The 25,612-nt window shown below is 47.0% G+C and carries 22 protein-coding genes; all 22 read right to left on the bottom strand.

Annotation, left to right across the window (positions count from 1 at the left end; all coding sequences use genetic code 11):
• Positions 1 to 41 precede the first annotated feature (41 nt).
• The 22 genes from V1587_RS16980 to cpsB all read right to left on the bottom strand — a co-directional run bounded on the left by V1587_RS16980 (position 42) and on the right by cpsB (position 25,609).
• On the bottom strand, positions 42 to 1,508 hold the full coding sequence (locus V1587_RS16980) for a glycoside hydrolase family 1 protein (RefSeq protein ID WP_371897216.1): 1,467 nt from the start codon (positions 1,506 to 1,508) through the stop codon (positions 42 to 44).
• Positions 1,509 to 1,566: 58 nt separating this feature from the next.
• Positions 1,567 to 2,439, bottom strand: a complete 873-nt coding sequence (gene rfbA, locus V1587_RS16985; RefSeq protein WP_371897217.1) for a glucose-1-phosphate thymidylyltransferase RfbA — start codon at positions 2,437 to 2,439, stop codon at positions 1,567 to 1,569.
• A 47-nt stretch (positions 2,440 to 2,486) separates the two neighbouring features.
• Complete coding sequence (locus V1587_RS16990; RefSeq protein ID WP_371897218.1) at positions 2,487 to 3,497, bottom strand: hypothetical protein; 1,011 nt, start codon at positions 3,495 to 3,497, stop codon at positions 2,487 to 2,489.
• A gap of 1 nt (position 3,498) precedes the next feature.
• On the bottom strand, positions 3,499 to 4,035 hold the full coding sequence (locus V1587_RS16995; RefSeq protein WP_371897219.1) for a serine O-acetyltransferase: 537 nt from the start codon (positions 4,033 to 4,035) through the stop codon (positions 3,499 to 3,501).
• Positions 4,028 to 5,176, bottom strand: coding sequence for an O45 family O-antigen polymerase (gene wzy, locus V1587_RS17000; RefSeq protein WP_371897220.1), 1,149 nt, complete (start codon positions 5,174 to 5,176; stop codon positions 4,028 to 4,030). The genes V1587_RS16995 and wzy overlap by 8 nt, the downstream gene beginning before the upstream one ends.
• A 1-nt stretch (position 5,177) precedes the next feature.
• Positions 5,178 to 6,152: a glycosyltransferase family 2 protein gene (locus V1587_RS17005; RefSeq protein ID WP_371897221.1), complete on the bottom strand. Its 975-nt coding sequence runs from the start codon at positions 6,150 to 6,152 to the stop codon at positions 5,178 to 5,180.
• Positions 6,139 to 7,398, bottom strand: coding sequence for an O45 family O-antigen flippase (wzx, locus tag V1587_RS17010; RefSeq protein ID WP_371897222.1), 1,260 nt, complete (start codon positions 7,396 to 7,398; stop codon positions 6,139 to 6,141). Before wzx ends, V1587_RS17005 begins: the two co-directional genes overlap by 14 nt.
• Positions 7,391 to 8,209 carry an NAD-dependent epimerase/dehydratase family protein gene (locus V1587_RS17015; RefSeq protein WP_371897223.1) on the bottom strand — a complete coding sequence of 273 codons (819 nt, stop codon included), beginning with the start codon at positions 8,207 to 8,209 and terminating at the stop codon, positions 7,391 to 7,393. Before V1587_RS17015 ends, wzx begins: the two co-directional genes overlap by 8 nt.
• Entirely contained in the window at positions 8,206 to 8,745 is a 540-nt protein-coding gene (gene rfbC / locus V1587_RS17020; protein WP_371897224.1) for a dTDP-4-dehydrorhamnose 3,5-epimerase, read from the bottom strand. Before rfbC ends, V1587_RS17015 begins: the two co-directional genes overlap by 4 nt.
• Before the next feature lie 80 nt (positions 8,746 to 8,825).
• Entirely contained in the window at positions 8,826 to 10,712 is a 1,887-nt protein-coding gene (locus V1587_RS17025) for a polysaccharide biosynthesis protein (protein ID WP_371897225.1), read from the bottom strand.
• A gap of 38 nt (positions 10,713 to 10,750) precedes the next feature.
• On the bottom strand, positions 10,751 to 11,311 hold the full coding sequence (locus tag V1587_RS17030) for a sugar O-acyltransferase (protein ID WP_371897226.1): 561 nt from the start codon (positions 11,309 to 11,311) through the stop codon (positions 10,751 to 10,753).
• Positions 11,312 to 12,346, bottom strand: a complete 1,035-nt coding sequence (locus V1587_RS17035) for a glycosyltransferase family 4 protein (RefSeq protein WP_371897227.1) — start codon at positions 12,344 to 12,346, stop codon at positions 11,312 to 11,314.
• A complete protein-coding gene (locus V1587_RS17040; protein WP_371897228.1) occupies positions 12,346 to 13,290 on the bottom strand; it encodes an NAD-dependent epimerase/dehydratase family protein in 945 nt (314 codons plus the stop codon). The genes V1587_RS17035 and V1587_RS17040 overlap by 1 nt, the downstream gene beginning before the upstream one ends.
• 53 nt (positions 13,291 to 13,343) lie before the next feature.
• On the bottom strand, positions 13,344 to 14,426 hold the full coding sequence (gene rfbB, locus V1587_RS17045; protein ID WP_371897229.1) for a dTDP-glucose 4,6-dehydratase: 1,083 nt from the start codon (positions 14,424 to 14,426) through the stop codon (positions 13,344 to 13,346).
• Positions 14,427 to 14,779: 353 nt separating this feature from the next.
• Positions 14,780 to 15,676 carry a GalU regulator GalF gene (galF, locus tag V1587_RS17050; protein ID WP_029742022.1) on the bottom strand — a complete coding sequence of 299 codons (897 nt, stop codon included), beginning with the start codon at positions 15,674 to 15,676 and terminating at the stop codon, positions 14,780 to 14,782.
• Between the two features lie 176 nt (positions 15,677 to 15,852).
• Positions 15,853 to 17,244 carry a colanic acid biosynthesis protein WcaM gene (gene wcaM / locus V1587_RS17055; protein WP_371897231.1) on the bottom strand — a complete coding sequence of 464 codons (1,392 nt, stop codon included), beginning with the start codon at positions 17,242 to 17,244 and terminating at the stop codon, positions 15,853 to 15,855.
• A gap of 12 nt (positions 17,245 to 17,256) precedes the next feature.
• Positions 17,257 to 18,477, bottom strand: coding sequence for a colanic acid biosynthesis glycosyltransferase WcaL (wcaL, locus tag V1587_RS17060; RefSeq protein WP_371897232.1), 1,221 nt, complete (start codon positions 18,475 to 18,477; stop codon positions 17,257 to 17,259).
• The gene (wcaK, locus tag V1587_RS17065; protein ID WP_371897233.1) at positions 18,474 to 19,754 is read right to left on the bottom strand and encodes a colanic acid biosynthesis pyruvyl transferase WcaK; all 1,281 of its coding nucleotides are present in this window, start codon (positions 19,752 to 19,754) and stop codon (positions 18,474 to 18,476) included. The genes wcaL and wcaK overlap by 4 nt, the downstream gene beginning before the upstream one ends.
• 15 nt (positions 19,755 to 19,769) lie before the next feature.
• Complete coding sequence (gene wzxC, locus V1587_RS17070) at positions 19,770 to 21,248, bottom strand: colanic acid undecaprenyl disphosphate flippase WzxC (protein WP_371897234.1); 1,479 nt, start codon at positions 21,246 to 21,248, stop codon at positions 19,770 to 19,772.
• A 1-nt stretch (position 21,249) separates the two neighbouring features.
• Positions 21,250 to 22,644: an undecaprenyl-phosphate glucose phosphotransferase gene (gene wcaJ / locus V1587_RS17075; RefSeq protein ID WP_371897235.1), complete on the bottom strand. Its 1,395-nt coding sequence runs from the start codon at positions 22,642 to 22,644 to the stop codon at positions 21,250 to 21,252.
• 46 nt (positions 22,645 to 22,690) lie between these two features.
• A complete protein-coding gene (gene cpsG / locus V1587_RS17080; RefSeq protein WP_029742028.1) occupies positions 22,691 to 24,061 on the bottom strand; it encodes a colanic acid biosynthesis phosphomannomutase CpsG in 1,371 nt (456 codons plus the stop codon).
• A gap of 111 nt (positions 24,062 to 24,172) precedes the next feature.
• On the bottom strand, positions 24,173 to 25,609 hold the full coding sequence (gene cpsB / locus V1587_RS17085) for a mannose-1-phosphate guanyltransferase (RefSeq protein WP_023336268.1): 1,437 nt from the start codon (positions 25,607 to 25,609) through the stop codon (positions 24,173 to 24,175).
• Positions 25,610 to 25,612 lie beyond the last annotated feature (3 nt).

Raw genomic sequence — 25,612 nt, forward strand, 5'->3', positions numbered from 1 at the left:
GACACGCTTAAGCCTTAACAAAAGCATGGTTTATTGTGAGGTTATTTTTTCATCAATGAAACACATTGATTTTTATTTTCTTTAATAATTTTCTGATAGCTATAATAGCTTAACTTCGGTGTACGCTTCAATGTCTTATCATCAAAATCAACACCAATTATGCCAAACCTATTTTTGTAACCCCATAGCCATTCGAAATTATCAAGTAAGCTCCAAAATAGATAGCCCTGGATATCCAAACCTTCCTTTTTTGCTTCAATAACTGCAGATACATGTCTCTTTAGATAGTCTGCTCGCAACTTATCAGAAATGATACCATCATTAAGTTTTTCATCGGCTAAACCAAAACCTGCACCATTCTCAGTAATAATGAAAGTAGGATGCGAATATTGGGTATCAAACTTTTTCATCATCATTACCAGCGCCTCTGGAGAGACTGGTCCGTTGACAGAAGGCTCTTTATCTGGATTTGGAACGTTACCTATTTCAAACGGTTCAGATTTATCATGCTTAACCAATGTAGGACCATAATAATTTACGCCGATAAAATCAGGTTTCCCCTGGGTAATGAGTTGCATATCTTGAGATGTAGGCTTGAATTTAGGATATGCAGACTGATACATTTTCAATACTGAATCAGGATATTTCCCCTTATAAAGGGCATCCAGGATCCAGTTGTTATGGAGATCGTTACATAACTTCTCAGTAGCACTATTTGGATTGTCATTATCAATGCATGGCGATAAGTTTAATGCAATCCCAATACGTCCATCATATTTTGCTTTGTGGTAATTACGTACAACCATCGCATTAGCGATCAAAAGATTGTGAAGTGCTACCGCTTGTTTTCCACGAGAAGCAACGGATAAAACGTCACGATATCCGTCTGGCTTTTTATCAATAAGGTTTGCTGCAAGAGGTTCAAGAGTAAAAACGTATCCTTCAGGCTCATTAAAAGTTATAAAATAATGACTTCTGCTACCAAAATTTTCAAAAATGACCTGTGCATATTTCTCAAACCAAACTGGTGATTCAGGATTAGACCAACTTCCTTTCTTATAAAGTGCTAATGGCATGTCCCAGTGGTAAAGTGTAATCACAGGTTCAATATTGGCGTCTTTTAAGTCAGTAATCAATTGGCTATAATATTCTAATCCCTTTTTATTAACCGTCACTCCGTCGGGCATGATCCTTGACCAGGAAATAGAGAAGCGGTACGAATTGACACCTAGTTCTTTCATGAGTTGTATATCTTTTAGATAGACATCTCGCGAAATTTGATTGGCCGCAATATCTCCATTTTGAACAGTGCCAATGGTATACTTTGTGACCTCATTATGGGTAAAATAATCCCAATTTGAAGGCCCCTTTCCATTTATATTCCAACCACCTTCAACCTGGTAGGATGAGGATGCCGTGCCCCAGAGAAAATCGCATTGCTGTTTTTCGCCGGAGAATGCGGGAGGTAACAGAAGTACAGAGGTAAAGAAAAAATATTTTGCTTTCATTTTAGAATTATTACCAGATACCCATGAAAGATATGATATTGTTTGATAACAATAACTGCTATTTACTATTCTTTATTAAATTGAGTAAATATTGACCGTAATTAGTCTTGCTCATCTCATTCCCTAAGGTCACGACCTCACTTTCAGTGAGCCAGCCGTTACGGTAAGCAATTTCTTCCAGGCAGGCGATTTTGAATCCCTGTCGTTTCTCAATAGTATGAATAAATTGTGATGCTTCGATTAAACTATCATGGGTACCGGTATCGAGCCATGCAAAACCACGGCCGAGCAATTCTACCTGAAGATTCCCCTGCTCGAGATACATTTCATTCAGTGTAGTAATTTCAAGTTCACCGCGTGCTGATGGCTTGACACGTTTAGCCATATCAACCACGTTTTCATCATAAAAGTATAGGCCAGTGACAGCCCAGTTGGATTTAGGCGCAGCTGGCTTTTCTTCTATACTTAATGCCTTGAAGTTTTCATCAAACTCGACAACTCCAAAACGTTCTGGATCCATTACCTGATAACCAAAAACAGTAGCTCCGGCATTGCCGGAAACAACCGATTCAAGTTTTCTGCCGAAACTTTGCCCGAAGAAAATGTTATCGCCTAATACAAGGGCACATTTATCACCCGCGATAAACTCTTCACCAATAATGAATGCTTGCGCGAGGCCATCAGGAGATGGCTGAATTTCATAGGATAAATTAATTCCGAAACGACTGCCATCGCCCAGCAAACGTTTAAAAGAAGGCATATCTTCAGGTGTTGTGATTAAGAGAATATCTCGAATTCCCGCAAGCATAAGCACTGACATTGGATAATAAACCATAGGTTTATCATAAATGGGTAAGAGTTGTTTAGAGACTCCACGTGTTATCGGGTGCAAACGTGTTCCAGAACCGCCAGCCAGGATAATGCCTTTCATTCTACTACCTCAATACTTTTAAGCTAAAATAGATTAGATATCTTTATTTAAACAACATCTTCTCTGATATCAGTCGAGCATAATGTTTTTACCCACGAGTCTACACTATAACGCGAAATTGCATTCAGGTGCGCATCGTTATATGGGATTTCAAAAAAATCAGAGTCGATATGGATATTATCGCGATCGATAAAGTAAAAATTTTCAGCTGAATAAAAATCGTAATTTTTAACTCGTGAATTGGTAGTTATAAATTTCCTCTTGAGAGGCAAGCATTCTATTGTCCTCATCGTCAAACCTGTCTGACGGGGGTGCTGGATATCAAGGACCGCATCAGCACTAGAGAAGAATGATGCTATCTGCTTTTTATTTCTAGAGCGAAGGGTAAAACTAAAAAGTCTGAACCTAATGATAGACTTAATATTAGTAAGAATAAAACCTGCCAAGACAACAATTGAAGGGAAATAAAGAACAAACCTCAAATCATATTCATTTTTATATTTCTCATAAATTCCCCCCAATAGCCTGTATCTGTCACTATGTACGGTACCGAGAAATGCAATAGATGGCTTAAAATTCTTTGAAGCGTCTTTTTTCGCTGTGCTTACAAAATCCGGGGAATAAAACAATGGCAAATGAGTCATAAAATCATATTCTCGCGCATCGTTATCATCAAAGGTAAACACGCGGTCAAATAAATTCAGATACTCTTGAATATGAGGGTAATTTTTAATAGAATCCCATGCGTAGTAAATGAATTTAGCTTTTTTATATTTATTTTTGAATTTTAATAAATTTTTTCTATTGAGAGATTCACCTTTGAGTACTATGACGTAGTCATAGTCATCATTTGTTTGAAGCAAAATTTTCTCAAAATACGCATCTGAAATACGTTTAAGAAAATTATTATCTTTCCAAAGCCTGAGTAATATTTTAAAAAATACGTTATTAAATGGTTTTTCATCGAAATAATCAACGGTGGCACCGGCTCGCCTTAATCCATCAGATATTTCATTTTCATAGTTAAAAAAGCGAGGACATAAAAACAACACTTTCATTTCAAATACTCTTTTTCACAACGGCCGGGATGCCTACAAGTAGCACATTGTTATCACAGGAATGCATTACAACAGCGTTAGCAGCGACAATAACGTTGTCGCCAATTCGAATACCGCCAAGAACCTTAGCCCCAGATGCAATAACCACATTATCACCTAAAACAGGGCGATTTAGGTGATTAAAGGGAATATCTATATTTTTTGCACCCAGAGTAACTTGTTGGTATATCGTAGCGTTAACACCAATTTTAGATGCACCAATAACAATGCCCTGCGAATGAGGAATAAAGAAACCACCACCTATTTCGCAATTAGAAGCGATCTCAACACCAAAGACAACAAAATTTATTAGAGAAAAAACCTTCCCTAAAACAGGTATTTTTTTCTTAAAGCAAAAATGACTCATCCGGTATAATATAACTGGAGTCATTTTCATTCCAAAAAAAGCCGATATTATACCGAAGATAGATACTTTTGATTTATTTCGCCCAGTCAGTTTGTAATATCTCAGCACATCATCTTTAACTAACTCAAACATGAGAATGACTCCCTGTAAATATTTTTATTCTCACAAAAACAAGAGTAACAATGAAAAGTAAAAAATATGTTTGAATAAAGAATAAATTATAAAAGCCACTGAATATTGCACATTGCATTGCAATCGCATAAGGAAACAAACTATAACGATACGATTTAAGCAAATTCTTGTAAGCAATACTAAAAAGCAGAAGTAAACATGTAACCACAATAAGGGAGCCCGCTATCCCAAGATCGGGCATTAGCTTTTCAAACATTGTCGAAACGTTGGCATTATCGTCTACTAACGCCATGGTATCATGGAATCCTAAATCACTGTAAATGAGATTTCGGATAACACTGGGGAAAAGATCCTGGAAGCTTGTAAAATCGTATACCGGAACTATGTGCGCAAAGTTATATGCAAGGTTTGCAAGACCTGCCGTAACATAGACATAAAACCATGTGAAGCCTGAAGGCAAACTCGACAGAAATTGTCCTTCTGGTGACAACAAATATTGATAAGGATTTTCAGCGCCCCTGATATCTCCTACTGCTCCAAAAAGGAGAACTATTGTGATTACAGAAAACACTGTGTAAATAAACATCTTTTTAGTGAATTTTTTATAGATAAAAAATAAAAAGAATATTTCCACGAGGCCAGACATCAGTATACCTCGTCTGAAGACCAGCATTTCCCATATACTCATCAATAGTATAATCAGCAGAATAATTTTTCTTTTTGACAAAAGAAAATGATAATACAATGACGGAAAAACAAAAAGGAATAGCATATTAACTATCCCATGATACGTCGGTATACCGAACTCAGTATAATTATAGCCGCCCCTAAACTGCATAATCATTGGAATCCCGCCAGCAACAACCACATCAGGAATTATCGCAAAGCACCAAATGATGAGCCATATTTTAGTCGCTCGCCAGGATGGCATAATTTTATCCAGACGAACGCGATTAATACTGCCAGGAGTGATAAATGGAAGTGAAAAAATCAAACCCAGAACCACATTAATTGATAAAAACACCACCATCTCGTTTGAGAGCGGGCTAATGTTAGTAGTCAATCCAAGCGAATATAATATAATTGTGAACAGCCAAATTGAAGCATACACAAAACCTGGGGACATTAAAAAAATACTCATCCTACATCCTCAGCTGTCGAATTCGTCCACCTTCAATATATGAAAGTGCCAATACGATCTTATATATGAAGTCAGGTACTTTAATCGCTTTCGTATCTAGTTTGTCACACAACCAAAGAAGGCTTTTACGGGTTGTTGTAAGTGGGAGAAGATGGATAACATTTATGAGCAATTTACTAGGGAGTCTCGTATCATCTAACATTACTTCGTAGGATGAAAAGAGGCTGTCCTTCACGCACTCCGGATGTTTCTCTTTCAATACAGGGAAAGATTTTGATGCATACACAACCATTCTTTCTGATGCTCGGCGCAATGTTGGTGTATCACTGTCTTCTGCCTTTGCATCGGGTAAAAAATAAAAGTCATATTTTGCTTTTGAAACTCGGATGCCAAGTTCCTCATCTTCACAGCCGTAATGATAGAACGTCTCATCAAAACCACCGATTGTATTAATGATATCTCGTGTCAGGATAATGCCGTCACTTGCAAAGAAGCGAGTACTTATAATCCCTTCAGGTATATTACGCGCTCCGAGATAACGGCTATCAAAATAACGGAGATAATTGCTAGTGGAAAGTCTGGCTGGGTCGATTCGTATATTAATTCTGGCTGCAGTGAAGTGCTTACCATGGAAAAAAGAAACTATTTTTTTTATTGCATTAGGTTCAAGCAGGTTGTCGATATCAATAAACATTATCAACGAGTTTGTCGCTAAAGAAATACCAACATTGCGGGAAATAGCCCTGCCAGAATTTACCTGATTCCTGTGAAATGAAAAATTTATTTTATCTTTAAAGGCTTCTCCATAAGAGGCTGCGATTTCTTCCAGTGAAACCGGACTACAATCATCAATAACAATTAATTCAATAAGGTTATCAGGATAATCAATATTCAGCATGGCATCCATGAAACGCTTAACTTTCGATGGTTCACAATAGGCAGGGACCACTATTGAAATCTTATCATTGTACTGCACCAATGCACCTCGTAGAATAAATTATATTGAAGGCGTAAACTACTGCTAAACCGAAGACGATGTTACTAACACCCATATAATGATAAATAGCAGGCACAACAGCCACTACCAGGCAGAAAGCTATCAACCACTTAATAGCTAATTTATTTAGCTGATTCATTCTAATTAGAACCATACTGAGCAATTGATCTATAGCTAAAATTGGGGTTAGCCAGACAAACGTTCGCAAATAACTATAGGCATTAACAAGCTTTGTACCATAAAGAATATGAATAATCATGTCTGCAAGAACTGTTGTAAATAATGCGCCTGCGCAGGTTACAGCAAGTGTAGCGAAAACACAGAATGGTAATTTTCTTTTAATGTTTGTTATATCAATGAATTTAAATATAAAAATTGGTGCAATTGCCTGGACAAACAGAATACATATTGCATACCAGTTATCGACCAACTGAAGTGCTGCAGCATAGTTTGAATACATTTCTCCGGAAATTTTACCTTCCAGATATACACGATCAAACTTCATCGTGACCTGTTGCATGATCAAACAAAACCATACGGCAACGCCAATCTTAAGATATGAGAAAATTTCAGAATCAACCTTCACAAATCTAAACCCGGTAGCCTTTCTGAAAGAATAAAAGATAAAGCCACAAGGTAAAAGTGATTCAATGACCCATGCTACCCAAAGATAATTTATTGGTAACTGATTCCTTACACCAATATAAATGACAATAAGTTTAATTATTGCAGCTAACATTAGTACCAGGCAAGGTAATTTGAGACGAGCCTGGCTTTGGTACCATGTTAAACCGACGATGAAAGTTTCTCTCAATGCGACAGATATGGCCAAACCAATTATGAACTGTCTGGACAGCCCACTTGCAGCAAAAAACCCCCATGCCACCATGCACAACGCAACGAAGGTCCCTGCAGCCAGACGTAATATAATCACGTTGCTCATTGTGGTATTTATTTTAGATGGAGCATCCAGCAATTTAGGAATTACCACCTCGGCCCCACAGATCCATGTACCTGTCATAAATATAGCTAAAATGACGAGAGAATATTGCCAACTGCTGAAATCACTAAAATCATAATTATTTATCAATAATCTGTTAATGATAATAATGATAACAAGTTGAGTGATTCTCTCGAGGCTAAGATAAAAGAAGTTAACAAAGACTTTTCTTTTATCTTCATCCGCCAAATTTTTTTTTATGGCTGATAATAAAAAATTAGACATCTGTCATATTCTTTCTAAAGTTATCAATCATTATTTCTATATCAGACAATACATTGTTATAGACATGGCCAAACTCGTTCGTGGTTCTGGTATTATCTGTTGGCGGGAAATATTCACCTTTGAAACCTTCATGCCATTTGATCGTGCAACCAGTTTTACTTGCAATTAAGTCGGCAATATCAGCAGCTGTTGTATTAACACCTGATGCAATATTGTAGATTCTATACTCATTTTTACGGCTGATCTGGTAAATAAGCTCAGCAACGTCCGTAACTGAAACATAATCTTTTGCATAGGCAGGGGCAACATACATATCAATATGTTTATTCGAGATTGCATTTCTGATTATGCTAGGTAGGAATAACTTACTCTTTAATGCCAAACCATATACATTACTAGGTCTGACAATAATCGTATCTCGGTTGCTTTTTAAGCATAACTCTTCACTTACCAGTTTAGTAAGATTGAAAAGCCTTCGGTTATCGCTCGTGCATACCGTAAGATTATCCATTTCCGACGCGCTATCCTGTTCCATGTAAACACGCGTTGATGAAATATAGATTAATTTCGAGAATTGAGCGCGTTCCAAAAGTGTTGCCAGCAACTCGGTGTTAGATTTATATACTTCAAACGGCGTGTTTGCACAATCACCATTGCCAGCAGCATAAATGACAATTCCCAGATCTCTTTCAAAAAGAGTCTTATCATCACGCGGTGGAACCTCAACATTCTCACCCTTAGCCAGAAGGTTTTCAACGATTTCACTGCCAATGAAACCACGTCCACCGATCACTGTATAATGTGCTTTCATAAAGATTTTTTATACTCTGCAAGTGTAATTAATTTAATATCTTTTTCTGAGAGAAGTGGTTCTGTTACCGGCCAGTCAATCGCAATATCCGGATCATTCCAGATAATTCCACCTTCATCCTTTGGATCGTAAAAATCAGTACACTTATAGTGAAAATCAGCATATTCGCTTAATACACAAAATCCATGGGCAAATCCGGGAGGAACGTACAACTGGTTATTCTTCTCGCCAGAAAGAAGAACCCCCACATACTGACCAAACGTCTCAGAATCGCGGCGCAGGTCCACTGCAACATCATAAACTTCCCCGCTGATTACGCTGACTAATTTACCCTGGGGTTTCGTTTTCTGGAAATGCAGTCCACGCAAAACATTTCGACTCGAACGTGAGCGGTTATCCTGTACAAAATTACCTTTGATTCCTGCATTTTCATATTTTTCTTTATGCCAGGCTTCAAGGAAAAAACCGCGAGAATCGCCAAAAACCTTAGGTTCAATGATGACACAATCTTTTAAAGGTGTTTGAATTACATTCATTTAAAATCCCTCAGCTGGAAAAATATTCTCACCAGCTGCTTTGTTAGTTAATTTCGGATACTGGTTGAAACTATAAATACTTAACTTTTGTGTTCTTTCCAAAGTAAGTCACAGATATCATCAGTAGGATTAAATGCGGTAGGTGCATTAAGCAATATTTCGCGTACCCGCTCATAATCAAAGTTGCGACATGAGCTATCCAATTCTGCGATAATGCCTTTCATTTCATTCCACGGAAGCATGACCTCATTAGCCGTCTTAATTCGTGGATGCTGTGTTATTGAGACATTATCGCCAATCAACAGCTCTTCATACAGCTTCTCACCAGGACGCAAGCCAGTCGTTTTGATAGCAATATCGCCATAAGGGTTTTTATCATCACGTACTGAAAGTCCTTGTAAGGCAATCATACGGTGGGCGAGGTCAATAATTTTGACCGGATCCCCCATATCCAATACGAAAACATCCCCACCACTGCCCATTGCTCCAGCTTGAATAACAAGCTGTGCTGCCTCAGGAATGGTCATGAAATAACGTGTGATGTCAGGATGCGTTAACGTCACCGGACCACCAGCAGCAATTTGTTTTTCAAATAATGGAACGACGGAGCCGGATGAACCCAACACATTTCCAAACCGGACCATGCTGAAACAGGTTTTACTTGACTCTGATGCGAGAGCCTGAAGTATTAGCTCTGCCATTCTTTTTGTTGCGCCCATGGTGTTCGTTGGTCGCACAGCTTTATCCGTAGAGATAAGCACAAAACTTTCGACACCACAGTTTTCGGCAGCTTGTGCACAACATAAGGTCCCGAAGATATTATTACGAACACCATCAATAACGTTAAATTCAACCAGGGGAACATGCTTATAAGCAGCCGCATGGTAGATGGTCTCAACGTTAAATGCCTTGATTAACCTTTCAAGATGTGCAATATCCTGAACGTTGCCCAGAATTGGGTAAATCTTAACATTTAAAGATTGTGAAAGTATTAAATTTCGCAATTCAGAATCAATTGAATATAGTGAGAATTCTGATAATTCGAAAAGAATTAGTTGAGAAGGTTTATTTCTGATTATCTGTCGACATAGTTCAGAGCCTATAGAACCACCCGCGCCAGTAACCATGACTGTTTTACCCTGAATATTCTTTGAAATTAATTCAGGGATCGGGGTAACAGGATCGCGTCCTAAAAGGTCAGTAATTACTACCTTACGTAAGGCATCGATTCTTGCTTTTCCTTCAACGAGGTCGACCATTCCAGGTATTGAAAGCACCTCGCACGGAAGTCCCTCAAGGGTAGATATAACCTCATTTTTTCTGGCGCGGCTGGCACTTGGCATTGCCAGGAGGATTTTCTTAGCTTCATACTTCTCTATCAACCAGGCCAATTTTTCAGGTGAAAATACGCTTACACCATGGATGACCTGCCCCTGCAATGAGCGATTGTCATCAACAAAAGCCACAGGATAGTATTCATCCATTTGGCTTAACGCAGGAAGTAACTGGCGTCCAGACGCTCCAGCCCCGTATATAATTACGCGGGTTCCCAATTTTAAACCACGATTGACCAGCATTCTCATAGCAAGGCGTGAGCCTGCAACGAACAATACTCCGAAAGAGAAGTAGATAAACGGGATTGTTCTTGGAAGATAGAGATTCGTGTAAAATGCGGCAATAATCAGCAACAACGACGAAATTAGCATCCCAATAGCAACTACAAGCAGTATTTTCGCAGTTATATACCTTATGACTGCTCTATAAAGGCCAAGTTTTACAAAGATGGCCAAAGTAATCACTATTATCGATGTCAGCAGTAACCAATGAGATACGCTTGATAATGGCGTCATTGAATCAATACGGACCCAAAATGCAAACCAAAATGCGCACATTAATAGTACTACATCAATAGAGAGCGTTATAATCCGTTTTATTGGTCTTGGCAAAGAAATTAAATAAGTTAGCATACTAAAAACTAGTCGCCTCGTTAAAGCTTGCTATTAATTTATAAAATAGTACCTGGAGGGCATATGACATGCTCTTCCACTGTTGCACTATATCCACCCACTGTTCCCGCTTGCAGAAATGCCGATTTACCAATACGCGCTCCCCCTGCAAGATGCACCCCAACACCTAAATGGGCGAAATCACCGAGAGTTGAATCATGATCGACTGTAGAATGACAATTAACTATCGTACCTACACCAAGAGTTGAGTTCGCTCCTACAACCGCACCGGCTAAAACTACGCTGCCATGTCCCAAAGTAGCGGACGGGCTCACAAATGCAAAAGGATGAATTAGCGTTATCGGATAAATGCTTAGCAATTCTAGCTGTTGGTGTAATGACTCTCTGAGCTTATTATTACCTATGCCAATTACAATGTGTTTAGCAGTACTAGCATAAAGCTTCAGATCTGAGGTTTTCCCGATAACACGAACCTTTGAATTGTCGGAGCCAGATTCATTATCGTCGAGGAATACAATTTTTTCATATCCCAATAGCGTAGCAGTTTCGTACAATGTACGTCCATGTCCTCCAGCTCCCACAATGATCAGATCATTCATTTATGCCTTCTCTTTATCTTTAACTCCAGCACCACATCTGAATGCAAGAATAATCAATGGTAACCAGGCGATGGTAATGCCTACAATTCCATCAATTTTTGCAGAGATGATTAAGTAAGCAATAGGGAGCAGCCACATGAAGTTAATAGCTATAGCCGCCATAGTAACAGGAACATGGCTCTTATATTTACGGGCAAGAATTTGGTAACAATGACTCGCATGTGCTTCATAGACTTTCTTACCCGCCAGTAATCTTCTCAGTAAGGTAGTAGTTGCATCAACAATGAAAACACCCAGCAGACAGAGTTCTGCGATCAGAACACGTGAGTCTAGCTTTGCAAAATAAAGGATCATCAACCCAATGGTGATACCCAGAAAACCGCTTCCAGCATCGCCCATGAAGATCCTTGCCACAGGGAAGTTCCACACGATGAACCCCGCGACCGATCCAGCGAGTGCTAATGCAAGCATAGTCATTGCATCAGATGAATCAGAGTAGTTATTGATAGTTATTATCAAGATACTACAAAGCGAAAAGGTAATAGCTTGCGCACTTGCAAGACCATTAATACCATCCATAAAGTTATATAAATTCAACATCCATACAAGATAGATACTACCGAGGATCATTCCAAACCATGACAAAGAAACATCATAGCCAAACATATTAATGCTTGGGAACGATCCTAGATAAAAAAGCCCTATAGCTGCAGCGATGAAGTGCATTAACAAGCGCCAGCGTGCGGCGATATGGCCATGATCGTCGAGGAAACCAATAACCGCAATCAATAAGCCAGGCACGAAGAAACCTAAAAATGTTGCCGTAGTTATATGATTTGTAAGGACCAGCCATACTAATGAAGCTAACAATGTTAATACAATAGCTACCCCTCCCCCACGAGGTGTAGGAACACTATGAGAACTTCTTTGGTTTGGTTGATCAATTACATTATTCTTGATGGCATATAACCTTAAACCCCAGGTCAACGCGCATGATATAAAGAATGCAAAAACGACAATGCCCAGATACAACATTATTTGTTACCTTCAATAAAATACTTCGCTGTTTTTACCATCGTTTCTTGTAACGAGACGGGTGGCGTCCATTGAAGCTGCTCTCTTGATTTTCTTGAATCAACTTCCAGATCGCCAAACAGTTGATCATATATACTTTTCTTGCCCAGTATAGAAAGGAAAATTTTCAGTATTGTTTTGGGGAAATAGACAAGTCGCGCTTTCATACCCATCCCGGTAGTAAATGCCGTTATCATTTCTTCCGTTGAAGGATGCACCTCGTCAGCCAAAAGATAGAGTTCATTCTTTGACTTCTCATTCGTGACACATTCACTGATAAAACTCACAACATTGTCCAGTGAAGCAAGAGCACGCTTATTTTTAACCGATTTAAAAGGTAGTGGCAGATTTCGCGACACTAATTTTAACAATCGTTGAATGTTACCCGGTGCATTTGGACCACAAATCAATGCCGGACGCACTATGGTTATCCCCATATTGCTACCAGTAAATGCTTTAAGAAGACTTTCCTCGGCTTCTAGCTTTGAAACAGCATAATCTGAAGTGGGTCTGGCAGGTGTCGTTTCACTAAAAGGTATCCCCGAAGTGGAATTACCATTAACACCTATTGAACTGACAAAGATGAAATGTTTCACATTACAACTTATTGCATCATGAGCTAATTTCATCGTGGCATCATGATTCACACGACGAAATTCTGTCAGCGTATCTTCGGCTTTATCATTAAGGATATGTGCTCTGCCTGCTGTGTGAATGACAGTATCACAACCCTGGAGAAGGGTTGTCCAGTTTGTTTGTGCAGAGATATCGCCAAGGTTGTACATCCCATTGTCGATATTTTCGTCTCGACGGGAAGTGAAAATTACCTGATGACCTGCCGACCTCAGCGTTTTGACTAAAGCAGAACCGAGAAAACCAGTTCCCCCTGTCACTAAAACTTTCATTGTCATCCCCTATCAGTTAATGAACTATAAACAAATATAGAAATGAACTGCTCTTAACGATTTTGATAATTTTGCGCAATCCAGGATTTATAATTACCGCTTTTAACGTTTTCAACCCATTCTGTATTTGTCAAATACCATTCAACGGTTTTACGAATGCCACTTTCAAAGGTCTCCTGTGGCGTCCATCCCAACTCAGCACCAATTTTATTTGCATCAATGGCGTAGCGACGGTCATGGCCCGGGCGATCAGCAACATAGGTAATCTGATCGCGATAAGACCCCTCTTTTGGCACAATCTCATCAAGCAGATCGCAAATCGTATGGACCACGTCCAGGTTCTGCTTCTCGTTATGACCGCCAATATTGTACGTTTCACCCGGTTTCCCCTGAGTGACAACGGTGTAGAGTGCGCGCGCGTGGTCTTCAACATACAGCCAGTCACGAATCTGGTCCCCCTTGCCGTAAATAGGCAAAGCTTTATCGTCCAGCGCATTCAGGATAACCAGAGGGATCAGTTTTTCAGGGAAGTGATACGGGCCGTAGTTATTTGAACAGTTGGTGACAATGGTCGGGAAACCATAGGTACGCAGCCAGGCACGAACGAGATGGTCGCTCGAGGCTTTCGACGCTGAATATGGGCTGCTAGGTGCATATGCGGTGGTTTCAGTGAAGAGTGGCAGCTCAGTTGATGCGGGATGTTCATCAGGATGCGGCAAATCACCATACACTTCGTCGGTAGAAATGTGATGAAAACGGAACGCTTTCTTCGCCTGCTCATCCAACGTTGACCAGTAAGCACGGGCGGCTTCCAGAAGCACATAAGTGCCAACGATATTGGTTTCGATAAAAGCAGCCGGGCCGGTAATAGAACGATCGACATGACTTTCAGCCGCCAGATGCATCACCGCATCAGGCTTATGCTTTGCGAAAATGCGATCCATAGCGTTTTTATCGCAAATATCCGCATGCTCAAAAGCATATCGATCGCTGTCGCTGACTTCACTAAGCGACTCAAGGTTGCCGGCATAGGTCAGCTTATCTACGTTGACGACGTCGTCCTGGGTATTTTTAATAATATGTCGTACAACCGCTGAGCCGATAAAGCCGGCCCCACCCGTCACAAGAATTTTCACGTTATCTGTTCCGTCTAGTGTATTTGTCTGGATACTGGCGTTCTGAAACCTGAGCATTTATTAACGATTTCAGAAATTGAGCACGCTACCGCCCCTGGCTTAACAGCTACCAGTGCACTGAGCGATGTTTGATTAAATGATTTTCTTGTCTGGATACAGACAAAAAACTGGCGTTAATTGTCGTCCTAAACGACCTCAGAAACAAGCACAAATCGCTACAAAGCGGTCCAGATTTAAACCGCATAACTCTATGTAATCATTTACTTTATAACAAAAAACGGCAGTCATCATTTTGGTTAGATATCAACACACCAAAATAATGACTGCCGCTTGTTCAAGTCGTGGCTGGAATATCAGTCGTTTGCGAGCAACTTCTCAATACGGGTTCTGAACTTCGCCCCTTCCTTCAGGTTGCGCAGCCCATAGTTCACGAACGCCTGCATGTACCCCATTTTCTTACCGCAGTCATAGCTGTCGCCGGTCATCAGCATGGCATCCACGGACTGCTTTTTCGCCAGCTCGGCAATCGCATCGGTGAGCTGAATACGATCCCAGGCGCCTGGCTCGGTTTTCTCCAGCTCTGCCCAGATATCGGCGTTCAGAACGTAACGACCCACAGCCATCAGGTCTGAGTCCAGCGTCTGTGGCTGATCCGGTTTTTCGATGAACTCAACGATGCGGCTCACCTGCCCTTCCGTTTCCAGCGGTTCTTTAGTCTGGATCACAGAGTACTCGGAGAGATCGCCCTTCATACGTTTCGCCAGCACCTGGCTACGGCCGGTTTCATTGAAACGTGCCACCATTGCCGCCAGGTTATAACGCAGCGGATCGGCAGAAGCAGTATCAATGATGATATCCGGCAGCACGACGATGAATGGGTTATCGCCCACAACCGGACGGGCACACAGAATTGAGTGACCCAGACCCAGCGGCTGCGCCTGACGCACGTTCATGATGGTCACGCCCGGCGGACAAATAGACTGCACTTCCGCCAGCAGCTGGCGCTTAACGCGCTGCTCGAGCAGCGCTTCGAGTTCGTAAGAGGTGTCGAAGTGGTTTTCTACCGCATTCTTGGACGAGTGCGTAACCAGGACGATTTCTTTGATCCCTGCAGCAACAATCTCGTCGACAATGTACTGAATCATTGGCTTGTCGACGATCGGCAGCATCTCTTTAGGAATGGCTTTTGTGGCTGGCAGCATATGCATGCCCAGGCCTGCTACCGGAATGACTGCTTTCAAATTAATCATTATTTCTTCCACCTTAAAATGGTTGACGAATTATAGCTCTTAAACCTGTTTTCGCCAGCATGATTTGCCGTAATCCTTCGGTAATGTTACGCCTTAGCACTACAAATTTCTGTAGTTGTAATCTGATTCGAACGCGCTTTTATGCCAGGAATTGTCTTAAAACAGATTATTGTCGATTATCTGTGCGGAAGCGCAAAGTTCAGCCTTTCCACATTCACCACCTGCTGGTCGACCCGGTCAATATCCACCGAGCTTTGCCCCTTCTCATTAACTGCTTTTATGTTCGCCAGCGACAGCAGCGTCTCGTCTTTCGCCATGAATTTTCCTCGCACATCCTTGCGCAGGTCGAAGTTAATCTTCAGGGCAGGCCCCACGGAGGCTTCCTGCATGACATTGATATTGCGTAAAAAAAGATGCTGCGGCTTGTTGTGCAATTCCAGCGTTGCACGCTGCATTTCCACGTTGGTAATCGCCACAAACGAAGTGGCATTACCGGATGAAATCTGTATTCCGCGCAATTTATACGCAAGCTGTCGATTATCGAGGTGAATATTGTTGAGCTTGAAGTTCTGCGGGATGGACAAATAATCGCCTTTTATCACCCCATAGCCGATTAACATTCCGGCGCTGTTCACCATATCGACATTATCAATAATGAAATTATCACAGCCATAAATGGCGACCGTGGCGTTGTCTATTCCCGCCTTTTTACTGAAGTCGGGAGTAATATTTTTGGCCTTAATATTGCGGATAACAAAATGCTTACCGTTTTCAACGTGCACCAGCTGGCGACAGTTGCTGCCGGTAATGTTGGCCACCACGAAGTTCTTGACGGTTTGCTTCTCCGGGTAGTCGTTATCGTAGGTGCTGCCGGCGAGGCCAATGCCGATGCCCCAGTTGATCTTGCCGTTGGTACAGCTGATGTTGTCGATGACATGATCGGAGATCAGGATATTGCGATCGTTGATGGCGACGTTCCACTCGATCGCATCCCCCTGCAGATGGCTAAATTTACTATTGGTGATGCGGGCACCGTACACCTGGTTGTGGAAACCCTGGCGCAGGATGGCGTAGTTGGCCTGACTCACGCTGATGTTATCAATCAGCAAATTGCGCATCACGCTGGGTTTCTTGCCACCGATGTAGATCTGCGTCACCGGGCCAAAACCGCTCATGGCCAGCCCTTTGATGACGCAGTCAGAGCCGCGAACGTCGAGCGTTATGTTCTCCGTGCGGCCAGCACCTTCGCCTATTACCTTGCTGCCTTCCTGAAGAACAAAGCGGCCGCGCCCGTTACCGGTTAATGCCCCGCGGATCAGCAGCGTTTTACCGTCGGGAATGAAAATGCCCGTGTTGATGTTTTCGCAGGTCAGCCCGGCAGGGACCACGACGGTGTCGCCATCATTAAACGCCTGCTTAAAGGCGGCGATCCAGTCGTTGTTATTGTACTGATTAACAGAGACCGTTCTTCCGCTTGCCGCCCGGGCAATACGTGACGACAGCAGCGGCGTGGCCGCCAGAACGGAGAGAGAAGAGACAAAGGTGCGTCGGGTAATCTTTTTCAGCATACATCCTCGGCGTTACAACGTTTGCAGCAGGCTCGCTAACTGGCGGTTAATCACCTGCTGGTTAAAATCGGTTTCCACTTTTTGTCGGGCGTTATGGAGCACGGGCTCCAGCGCCTGCTGGTCGATATCGCTGAAGGCTGCCAGTCGGTCCGCAAGAGCCATCGCGTTATTCTCCGGCACCAGCCACCCGGAATGGTCAGACTTAATCAGCTCCGGGATCCCGCTGTGCAGAGTCGATACCACCGGAATACCTACGGCCATCGCCTCCATCAGCGCCACCGGTATGCCTTCCATATCGCCATCGGCGCCCGTAACCGAGGGCAGCAGAAAGACATCCGCCTCATCGAGCATGGCCTTGACCTCGTGGCTCGGCTTGAAGCCGGGCATCTCTACGACATCTTCCAGCTGATACTGTTCGATGAGCGTGCGCAGACGACGCTCCCACGGCCCAATGCCGAGAATGCGATAGTGGAAATCCACCCCGCGCGCTTTTAGCTGGCGGCAGGCTTCAATGGCCACATGCAGGCCTTTCTTCTCGGTGAGACGAGCAACGGAGATGATCTGCAGCGGTTTTCCCGGCACCTTTACAGGACGGCGAGTGAAGCGCGTTAAATCCACGCCCATACGCGAAACGGCAATTTTCTCTCCCGGACAGCCCATGTTTTTCAGGCGTCCGGCCCACAGGTCGCTGATAGGCAGCATCATGTCGCCGCGCCTGAACAGCTGCTGATACTCCGGCGTGTAGTGGTTCAGCACTTCCCGGCTGGAGATGTCGATACCGTGGAAGATGGTCGCAATTTTACCTTCAATCACGCCCAGCTCGCGCAGCTTCGCGGCGGTGACGCCCGCCGGGCCAAAGTGGGCGATAAACACGTCGGCACGATACGGCTGCGCCGTTTGCCCGCAGATGGCCGACAGGATCAGATTGCGGGATTCGGACCCATAGCGGGAAACATTCAGCGCCCGCCAGGTCGACGCGCGGTGGATCCCGCGCAACGTCTGGCTGGCCCGGTGGCGCAGCTTGCTCAGCTTCCCGGACGGCTCATCCTGCAGCCAGCGGGTTTTCGCCTCCAGACCATACTGGGTATACGCCGCATGGGTATTTTTGGTATCGCCCTTTTGCAGGGCGATAATCTCCACGTCATATCCCATATCGATAAACGCGGTGACTTGGTTCAGGACAAACGTTTCAGACGACAGCGGAAATTTCAGCAAGAAGAAACCAACCTTCATTTCCCCTCCCGTACGCGGTCAAGTACCGATTTCACCATCCCAATGCCCTTCTCGCGCTCGGCTTTCACCGCCACGGCCAGGCGTTCATTGATCGCAGGCAGCTGGCCGAGCGTGTCGCCCACCATCGCCCCGAGCGAACCATCAAGCAGATGACGGATATCCACGGCCATTTCCGGCATACCAAGCTGCTGCATGATGCCTGCTGATTTGTGCTCATAGTTGATGGCAATGGCCGGCGTGCCAAAGTTCATGGAGATAATGGCGGAGTGCAGGCGCGTACCCACGGTCAGGTCGCAGGCGGAGAGCAGCTTGCCCATCTCCAGGTCGTTCAGTTCGTCCATCACTACGTGATAGCGGGACGGATCGTTAACCAGGTTGCGCAGGTTCAGCGCCACCATACGGTCGTCTTTGTTATAGCTGTCGATGCCGGTGCAGGTTGAAAGCGCCAGCACCTGGTACCCGCTGTCCAGCACGCGGTTAACCACGTCGGCGAAGGCTTTCTCATACGCCGCCTGCGTCGTGCCTAAACGTTTATCAAAGGGCGCCAGCTCGCGCAGGGTTATGGCGACGGTTTTCTGTTTCGCCGCCACGTCGAGCCAGTGCTGCACCGCGTAGCTCGGCTGGAAGCTGTCGTCCTGGTGCTCCACCAGCCAGGCGGTGTCCACGCCGTGCTCAACTTTTGAGGTGTCAATTTCGCTGCGCTTCATCATGTCGAGGCTGACCGACTCGCGCAGGATCAGCGCGTCGCAGTGGCCGAACACGTAGTTCGCCAGCTGGTTAAACTGCGGATCCTGGAATGGCCCGACGCTGTGCCCAATCATAAACAGCGGCTTTTTCGCCATAAAGGTGCAGAGCGCATGCTCAAACTGCGGCACGCCGTAGAGATCGACGAAGAAAGAACCGCCGACCTGAATAATGGCGTCATAGCCGGAGAGCAGACGGACGAAATCCGTAAAGCCCTGGGCAATGGCAATATTGCGCAGCTTGCCGGTATCGGTCACGCGGGAAAGCAGCACCTGATGCTGGTAGCGACGGCGCAGCACTTTCTTCACGCGGCCCATCACGCCCGCGGCGTTGTTGTGCTGTTTCATCTGGCTGTAGAGCGGGTCGCCCATCACCGGGCGGTTCAGTAACCAGGATGAGCTGACCGGATAACGGCTCATCACGTCCACTTCGGTCTCAGGCTTAAGGGTGTTAATCGCATCCAGTAAACCGCGCAGGATGGCGCTGTCGCCACGGTTGCCGCAGGTATGGTTGCCAAGAATAAGTAATTTCATAATGGCCTCTTAAAATTAGCCTGCGCGAAGCAGCGTTTTCATTTTTTCGTTACGGCAAAACTGGCGCTTCATCTCTACCACCAGCGCATTGCGCGACAGCACAATCATCACGCCGAACGCCAGCGCGCCCGCGGCGACCTGTACCGCCAGCAGCGCGGCCAGCGGCAGATGACCGCTGAGCACCACGCCCAGGCCATAGCTAACCGCAAGAGTGGGTAAGGAGAGATAAAACGGCAGCCACAGGCTCAGGATGTACTGACGGTAGCTGGAGCCCAGCACCGGCTTGATCATGATGAAGTAGCTCAGAACGGTATTAACGATCTGCACCAGCAGGAAGCCCAGCGTAACGCCGATGGCGCCCGCTATGTGCCCGCCGACGATAATTGCCGGAATAAACAGGAAGGTTTTGAACACGTTGAACTTAAAGCTGATGTCCACGCGCGCTTTTGCCATCAGCAGGGACCCAATCGGGTTCCCCACGGAGCGCAGTAGCCCCACCACGCACAGCAGCTGCAGGATCGGGATGATGCCGTTCCACTTCTCGCCAAACACCAGCGGCACGAAGTTGCTGGAAACCACCATCAGCCCCAGCAGCACCGGGAAGTTGATAATCCCCACCACGGAAAGCAGCTTGTAGAAGTTGACGCGCAGCTTCTCGGTGTCGTCCTGAATCTTGGCGAACGCCGGGAACAGGACGCGGGTGATTATCGGGTTCAGCTTCATCGGCGGTACTACCGCGACGTTGTAGGCCAGGTTGTAGCCCCCCGCCACGCTCGCGCCAAGAATACGCGCCAGCACCAGCGTCGACAGGTTGGTATTCACATAGTTGATGATGCTGTCCGCCGTCAGCCACGCGCCAAAGCGCAGGTTGGACGAGACGGACGCAAGAGAGAAATGCAGTCCCGGACGGTAAATTTTACGGCCAAAGTAGCCGAACAGCAGCGTACGCACGGCAGAGTTCACCAGGTAACCGAGGATGGCGGTCATCGCCAGCGGCCAGAAATGGGCGCTCACCACGGTAAAGGTAAAGCCCGCCAGCACCGCGCTGGTCTCGATCATGCCGATCTTATTGAACTCCAGCTCTTTCTGCATCAGCGCGCGGAACTGCTGCCCGTGGGGGATCACCACGAATGCAAACGACAGCGTGCGCATCAGCGGAGCGAGATCCGGGTTATGCAGCACGCTGGCGATAGTGTCGCTCAGCAGGAACACCAGCACGAAGACGAAAATCCCCAGCCCCACGTTCAGCCAGTAGAGCGTAGTCAGCTCGAGATGGCTGATCTCTTTGCGCTGGATAATCGAGTTGGCAATACCAAAATCAGACAGCGTATCGGCCAGCGCGATGATCACCAGCGAGACGGTCAGCAGACCGAACTGGTGATTATCAATAATGCGCGCCAGCACGGTCATCTGCACCAGACCGAGGCCAATGATGACGATGGTCGCCATCGCTGACCACTTCGCTCCGCTGATGGTTTTTTCACGTAAGCTCATCTTAGTACGCCGCTTTGTTCACGAAACCTTTGAAGATGGTCAGAAAAACAATCTTAATATCGAACCAGATACTCCATTCACGGATGTACTCCAGATCGAATTCGATACGTTTTTCCATTTTTTCCAGCGTGTCGGTTTCGCCGCGCCAGCCGTTGATCTGCGCCCAACCGGTAATGCCCGGCTTCACCTTATGGCGCAGCATGTAGCCCTCAATCAGCGAGCGGTACTGCTCGTTGTGCGCCACCGCGTGTGGACGCGGGCCAACAATCGACATGCCGCCCGTGAAGACGTTGATAAACTGCGGCAGTTCATCCAGCGAGGTGCGGCGCAGGAAGTTGCCCACGCGGGTGACGCGCGGATCGTTCTGCGTTGCCTGGGTCACCACCTTGTCGTTTTCCATCACCTTCATGGAGCGGAATTTCCACACCATAATCGGCTTACCGTCCATACCGTAGCGGGTCTGGCGGAAGATAACCGGGCCGGGAGAGCTCAGCTTCACCGCCAGGGCAATGCAGCACAAAACAGGCGAAATCAGCAGCAGGATCAGCGAAGAGAGCACGATATCTTCCGCGCGCTTCAGCACGCGGTTAATGCCCGACAGCGGTGTGTCGTACAGTGGTACCACCGGCACGCCGTTCACTTCTTCAATGCGTGAATGGAGGATGTTGAAGGTAAAGACGTCCGGGATCAGGATCACCGAACAGGTGGTGTCCGCCAGCTCGCGCATCAGTTGCTTAATGCGGGATTCGTCTCTCATCTGCATGGCGACGTAGACGTTATGAATTTTACCGGCTTTCGCGTCCTCAATAAGCTGGTCGTAATTACCCGCCCAGTCCGATGGCACGCCGCCCGGCTTCGCGTCGTGATAAATCCCGACCACTTCAAACCCTAACCACGGCTCTTTGCGGAAGCTATCGAGCAGCACCTTCCCGACCGGCAGATCGCCCGCCACGGCAACGAAGCGACGGTTATAACCGCGGTTACGCAGCCAGCCCGCGCCAAAGCGGATAAGAGAACGGCACACCACCATGCCGACGCTGGTTAACAGATACCAGCAGAGATAGGTGACGAGGCGATTGTCAAAATCATGGCTGAAGGCCACCAGACCTGCGCTGAAGATCAGGCTCAGGGTCCAGTTCTGCAGCAACAGCATCAGTTCGGTGGTCATTTTCACGCCGCGCCACGAGCGGTAGAAATCGGTCATCCCGCCGATCATCTGAAACACGACCAGCGCAATCAGGGCCATCAGCAGATGCATGTATAAGAACGGCAGCCCGCTGATCCGACACACCGCCCACAATCCACCGACCATGATGGTGATATCAGAAAAACGCTGCACCATAGAGATTAACGATGCATTCGTTCTCGCTCGTTCGCGTTTTTTTAGATTCGTCATCGTTGTTCCTGTATTCGGTTCCCCCTCCCACCGGGAGGGGCAATTATTACTGATTCAACAGCGCCAGAATGTCCTTCGTTCGGGCTTCCATCAGCGCCGTGTCAGCACGGGACTCCACGTTCAGGCGCACCACCGGCTCGGTGTTGGACGAGCGCAGGTTAAAGCGCCACTGCGGGAACGCCATGCTGATGCCGTCGGTGCGGTCAATTTCCAGCGCGTGAATCGCAAAGTGTTGCTCCACGCGGGCAATAGCCTCGGCTGGCTGCGCCAGCTTGCTGTTGATCTCCCCGCTCGCCGGGAACGCTGCCATGCGATCGCGCACCAGCTCGCCCAGCGTCTGCCCCTTCAGGCACAGCAGCTCGGTCACCAGCAGCCACGGGATCATCCCGCTGTCGCAGTAGGCAAAGTCACGGAAGTAGTGGTGGGCGCTCATCTCGCCGCCGTAGATGGCGTCTTCTTCGCGCATGCGCTCTTTGATGAAGGCGTGGCCGGTTTTGGACATCACCGGCGTGCCGCCCGCCGCTGACACTACGTCGACGGTGTTCCAGGAAAGGCGCGGATCATGAATGATTTTCGCGCCCGGGTTTTTCTCAAGGAACGCTTCCGCCAGCAGGCCAACAATGTAGTAGCCCTCGATGAACTGCCCTTTCTCGTCGAACAGGAAGCAGCGGTCAAAGTCACCGTCAAAGGCGATACCCATGTCAGCGCCGTGCTCAATCACCGCGTTGCGGGTGTCGTCGCGGCACTCCGGCAGCAGCGGGTTAGGAATACCGTTCGGGAAGTTGCCGTCCGGGGTGTTGTGCACCTTGACAAAGGTGACCGGCACGTTCAGTGCCTTAAAGCGCGCTTCAAGGGCATCGACAACCGGGCCGGCAGCGCCGTTACCGGAGTTAATCACCAGCTTCAGCGGCTTCAGGTTCGCCACGTTGATGTAGCCCAGCAGGTGGTCAATGTACTCTTTCTGCAGGTTGATTTTTTTGTAGCTGCCGCGCTTCGCCTCGTTCACCGGCGGGAAATCATTAGCTTCCGCCAGGCGCTGCACGTCGCGCAGGCCGGTGTCGCCGCTGATCGGGCGGGCGCCCTTGCGCACCAGCTTCATGCCGTTGTAGTCCATCGGGTTGTGGCTGGCCGTCACTTCGATACCGCCGTCCACGCCCAGGTGGAAGGTGGCAAAGTAAATCTCCTCGGTCCCGGAAAGGCCGATATCCAGCACGTCCACGCCCGCGTCCTGCAGCCCTTTCGCCAGGGCCAGCTTGAGGGACTCGCTGGTCAGGCGCACGTCGCCGCCCAGCACGATGGTCTGCGGTTTTAAATATTCGCCGTACGCGCGGCCAATGCGCCACGCGATGTCTTCATTCAGCTCTTCGCCCAGCTTGCCGCGAATATCGTAGGCTTTGAAACAGGTTAATTTTTCCATGATGACCCCTTTTTCAGGCAACAGTCGGCCCTGACCACTAAATGGCCAAATTGATTTTTTTGTCATTCGTAGGCCCGGCAAGCGCAGCGCCACCGGGCATGATGCTAAGTGCTACACCCGCCCGTAGCGGTCCTGGAAGCGCACGATATCGTCCTCTTCCAGATACGAGCCGGAGCGCACCTCAATTAAGTCGAGAGGAATTTTCCCCGGGTTCTCCAGACAGTGCGTCGCCCCCAGCGGAATATAAATGGACTCGTTTTCACCCAGCAGTTTGACTTCACCGTCAATAGTTACTTTCGCGGTACCCGCCACCACTACCCAGTGCTCGGCGCGGTGATGGTGCATCTGCACCGACAGCCCCTCGCCCGGCTTCACGGTGATGCGTTTCACCTGATAGCGGTCACCGGAATCAATGGAGTCATATTTCCCCCATGGACGGTAGACTTCGCGATGAATATGGTGCTCGTGGCGACCATCCGCCTTGATCTGCTCCACCACTTTTTTAACGTCCTGCACGGCGTTACGGTCGGCAATCAGCACGGCGTCCTTGGTCTGGACAACCACCAGATCCTTCACTCCGACCGTTGTCACCAGGCCGGACTCGGCGTAAACGTAGCTGTTTTCCGTTTTGTGGCTAATAACATCGCCGTGGTGGACGTTACCCTCCGGGGTGTGGGCGCTGATCTCCCACAGGGAGGACCAGGAGCCGACATCGCTCCAGCCCGCATCCATCGGTACCACGACGGCGTCTGCCGTACGTTCCATCACCGCGTAGTCAATAGACTCTTCCGGGCAGGCGAGGAACGCCTCTTCATCCACGCGGATGAAGTCGAGATCCGGGTCCACCACCGCCATCGCTTTCTCGCAGGCGTTCAGAATATCCGGGCGGTATTTGCGCAACTCTTCCAGATAGCGTCCGGCGCGGAACAGGAACATCCCGCTGTTCCAGTAATACTCCCCGCTGGCGACATACGCCTGCGCGGTTTCCAGATTCGGTTTTTCAACAAACTGCGCCACGTCAAACGCCACGCTGTCGCCCTCACCCGGCGTCACGCTGCCGCGGCGGATGTAGCCGTAGCCGGTTTCCGGCAGATCCGGCACGATGCCGAAGGTCACCAGCTTGCCGCTCTCGGCATAAGGAATGGCCGCACGCACCGCGTCGCGGAATGCGTCTTCCTGCTGGATAACGTGGTCTGCCGCCAGGACCAGCATCAGCGGGTCACAGTCCGGGCTGCTGCGTTTTGCCGCCAGCGCCGCCAGAGCGATCGCAGGCGCGGTGTTACGTCCGGCAGGCTCCAGGATGATATTTTCTGTGAGTTTGTTCAGCTGGCGCAGCTGCTCGGCAACGATAAAGCGGTGCTGTTCATTACAAATCACCACCGGGCTTTCACACTCCACGCCGTGCAGACGGTTTACCGTCGTCTGCAGCATGGTGAGATCCCCTTTCAGGCAGAGGAACTGTTTTGGATAGAGCACGCGGGACAGCGGCCACAACCGGCTACCAGAGCCACCAGCCATCACAACCGGATACAAAGTGGTTTGACTCATGAT

Origin of the sequence: Enterobacter sp. ECC-249 (assembly GCF_043965265.1) — a bacterium.
GTDB classification, from domain to species: domain Bacteria; phylum Pseudomonadota; class Gammaproteobacteria; order Enterobacterales; family Enterobacteriaceae; genus Enterobacter; species Enterobacter quasiroggenkampii.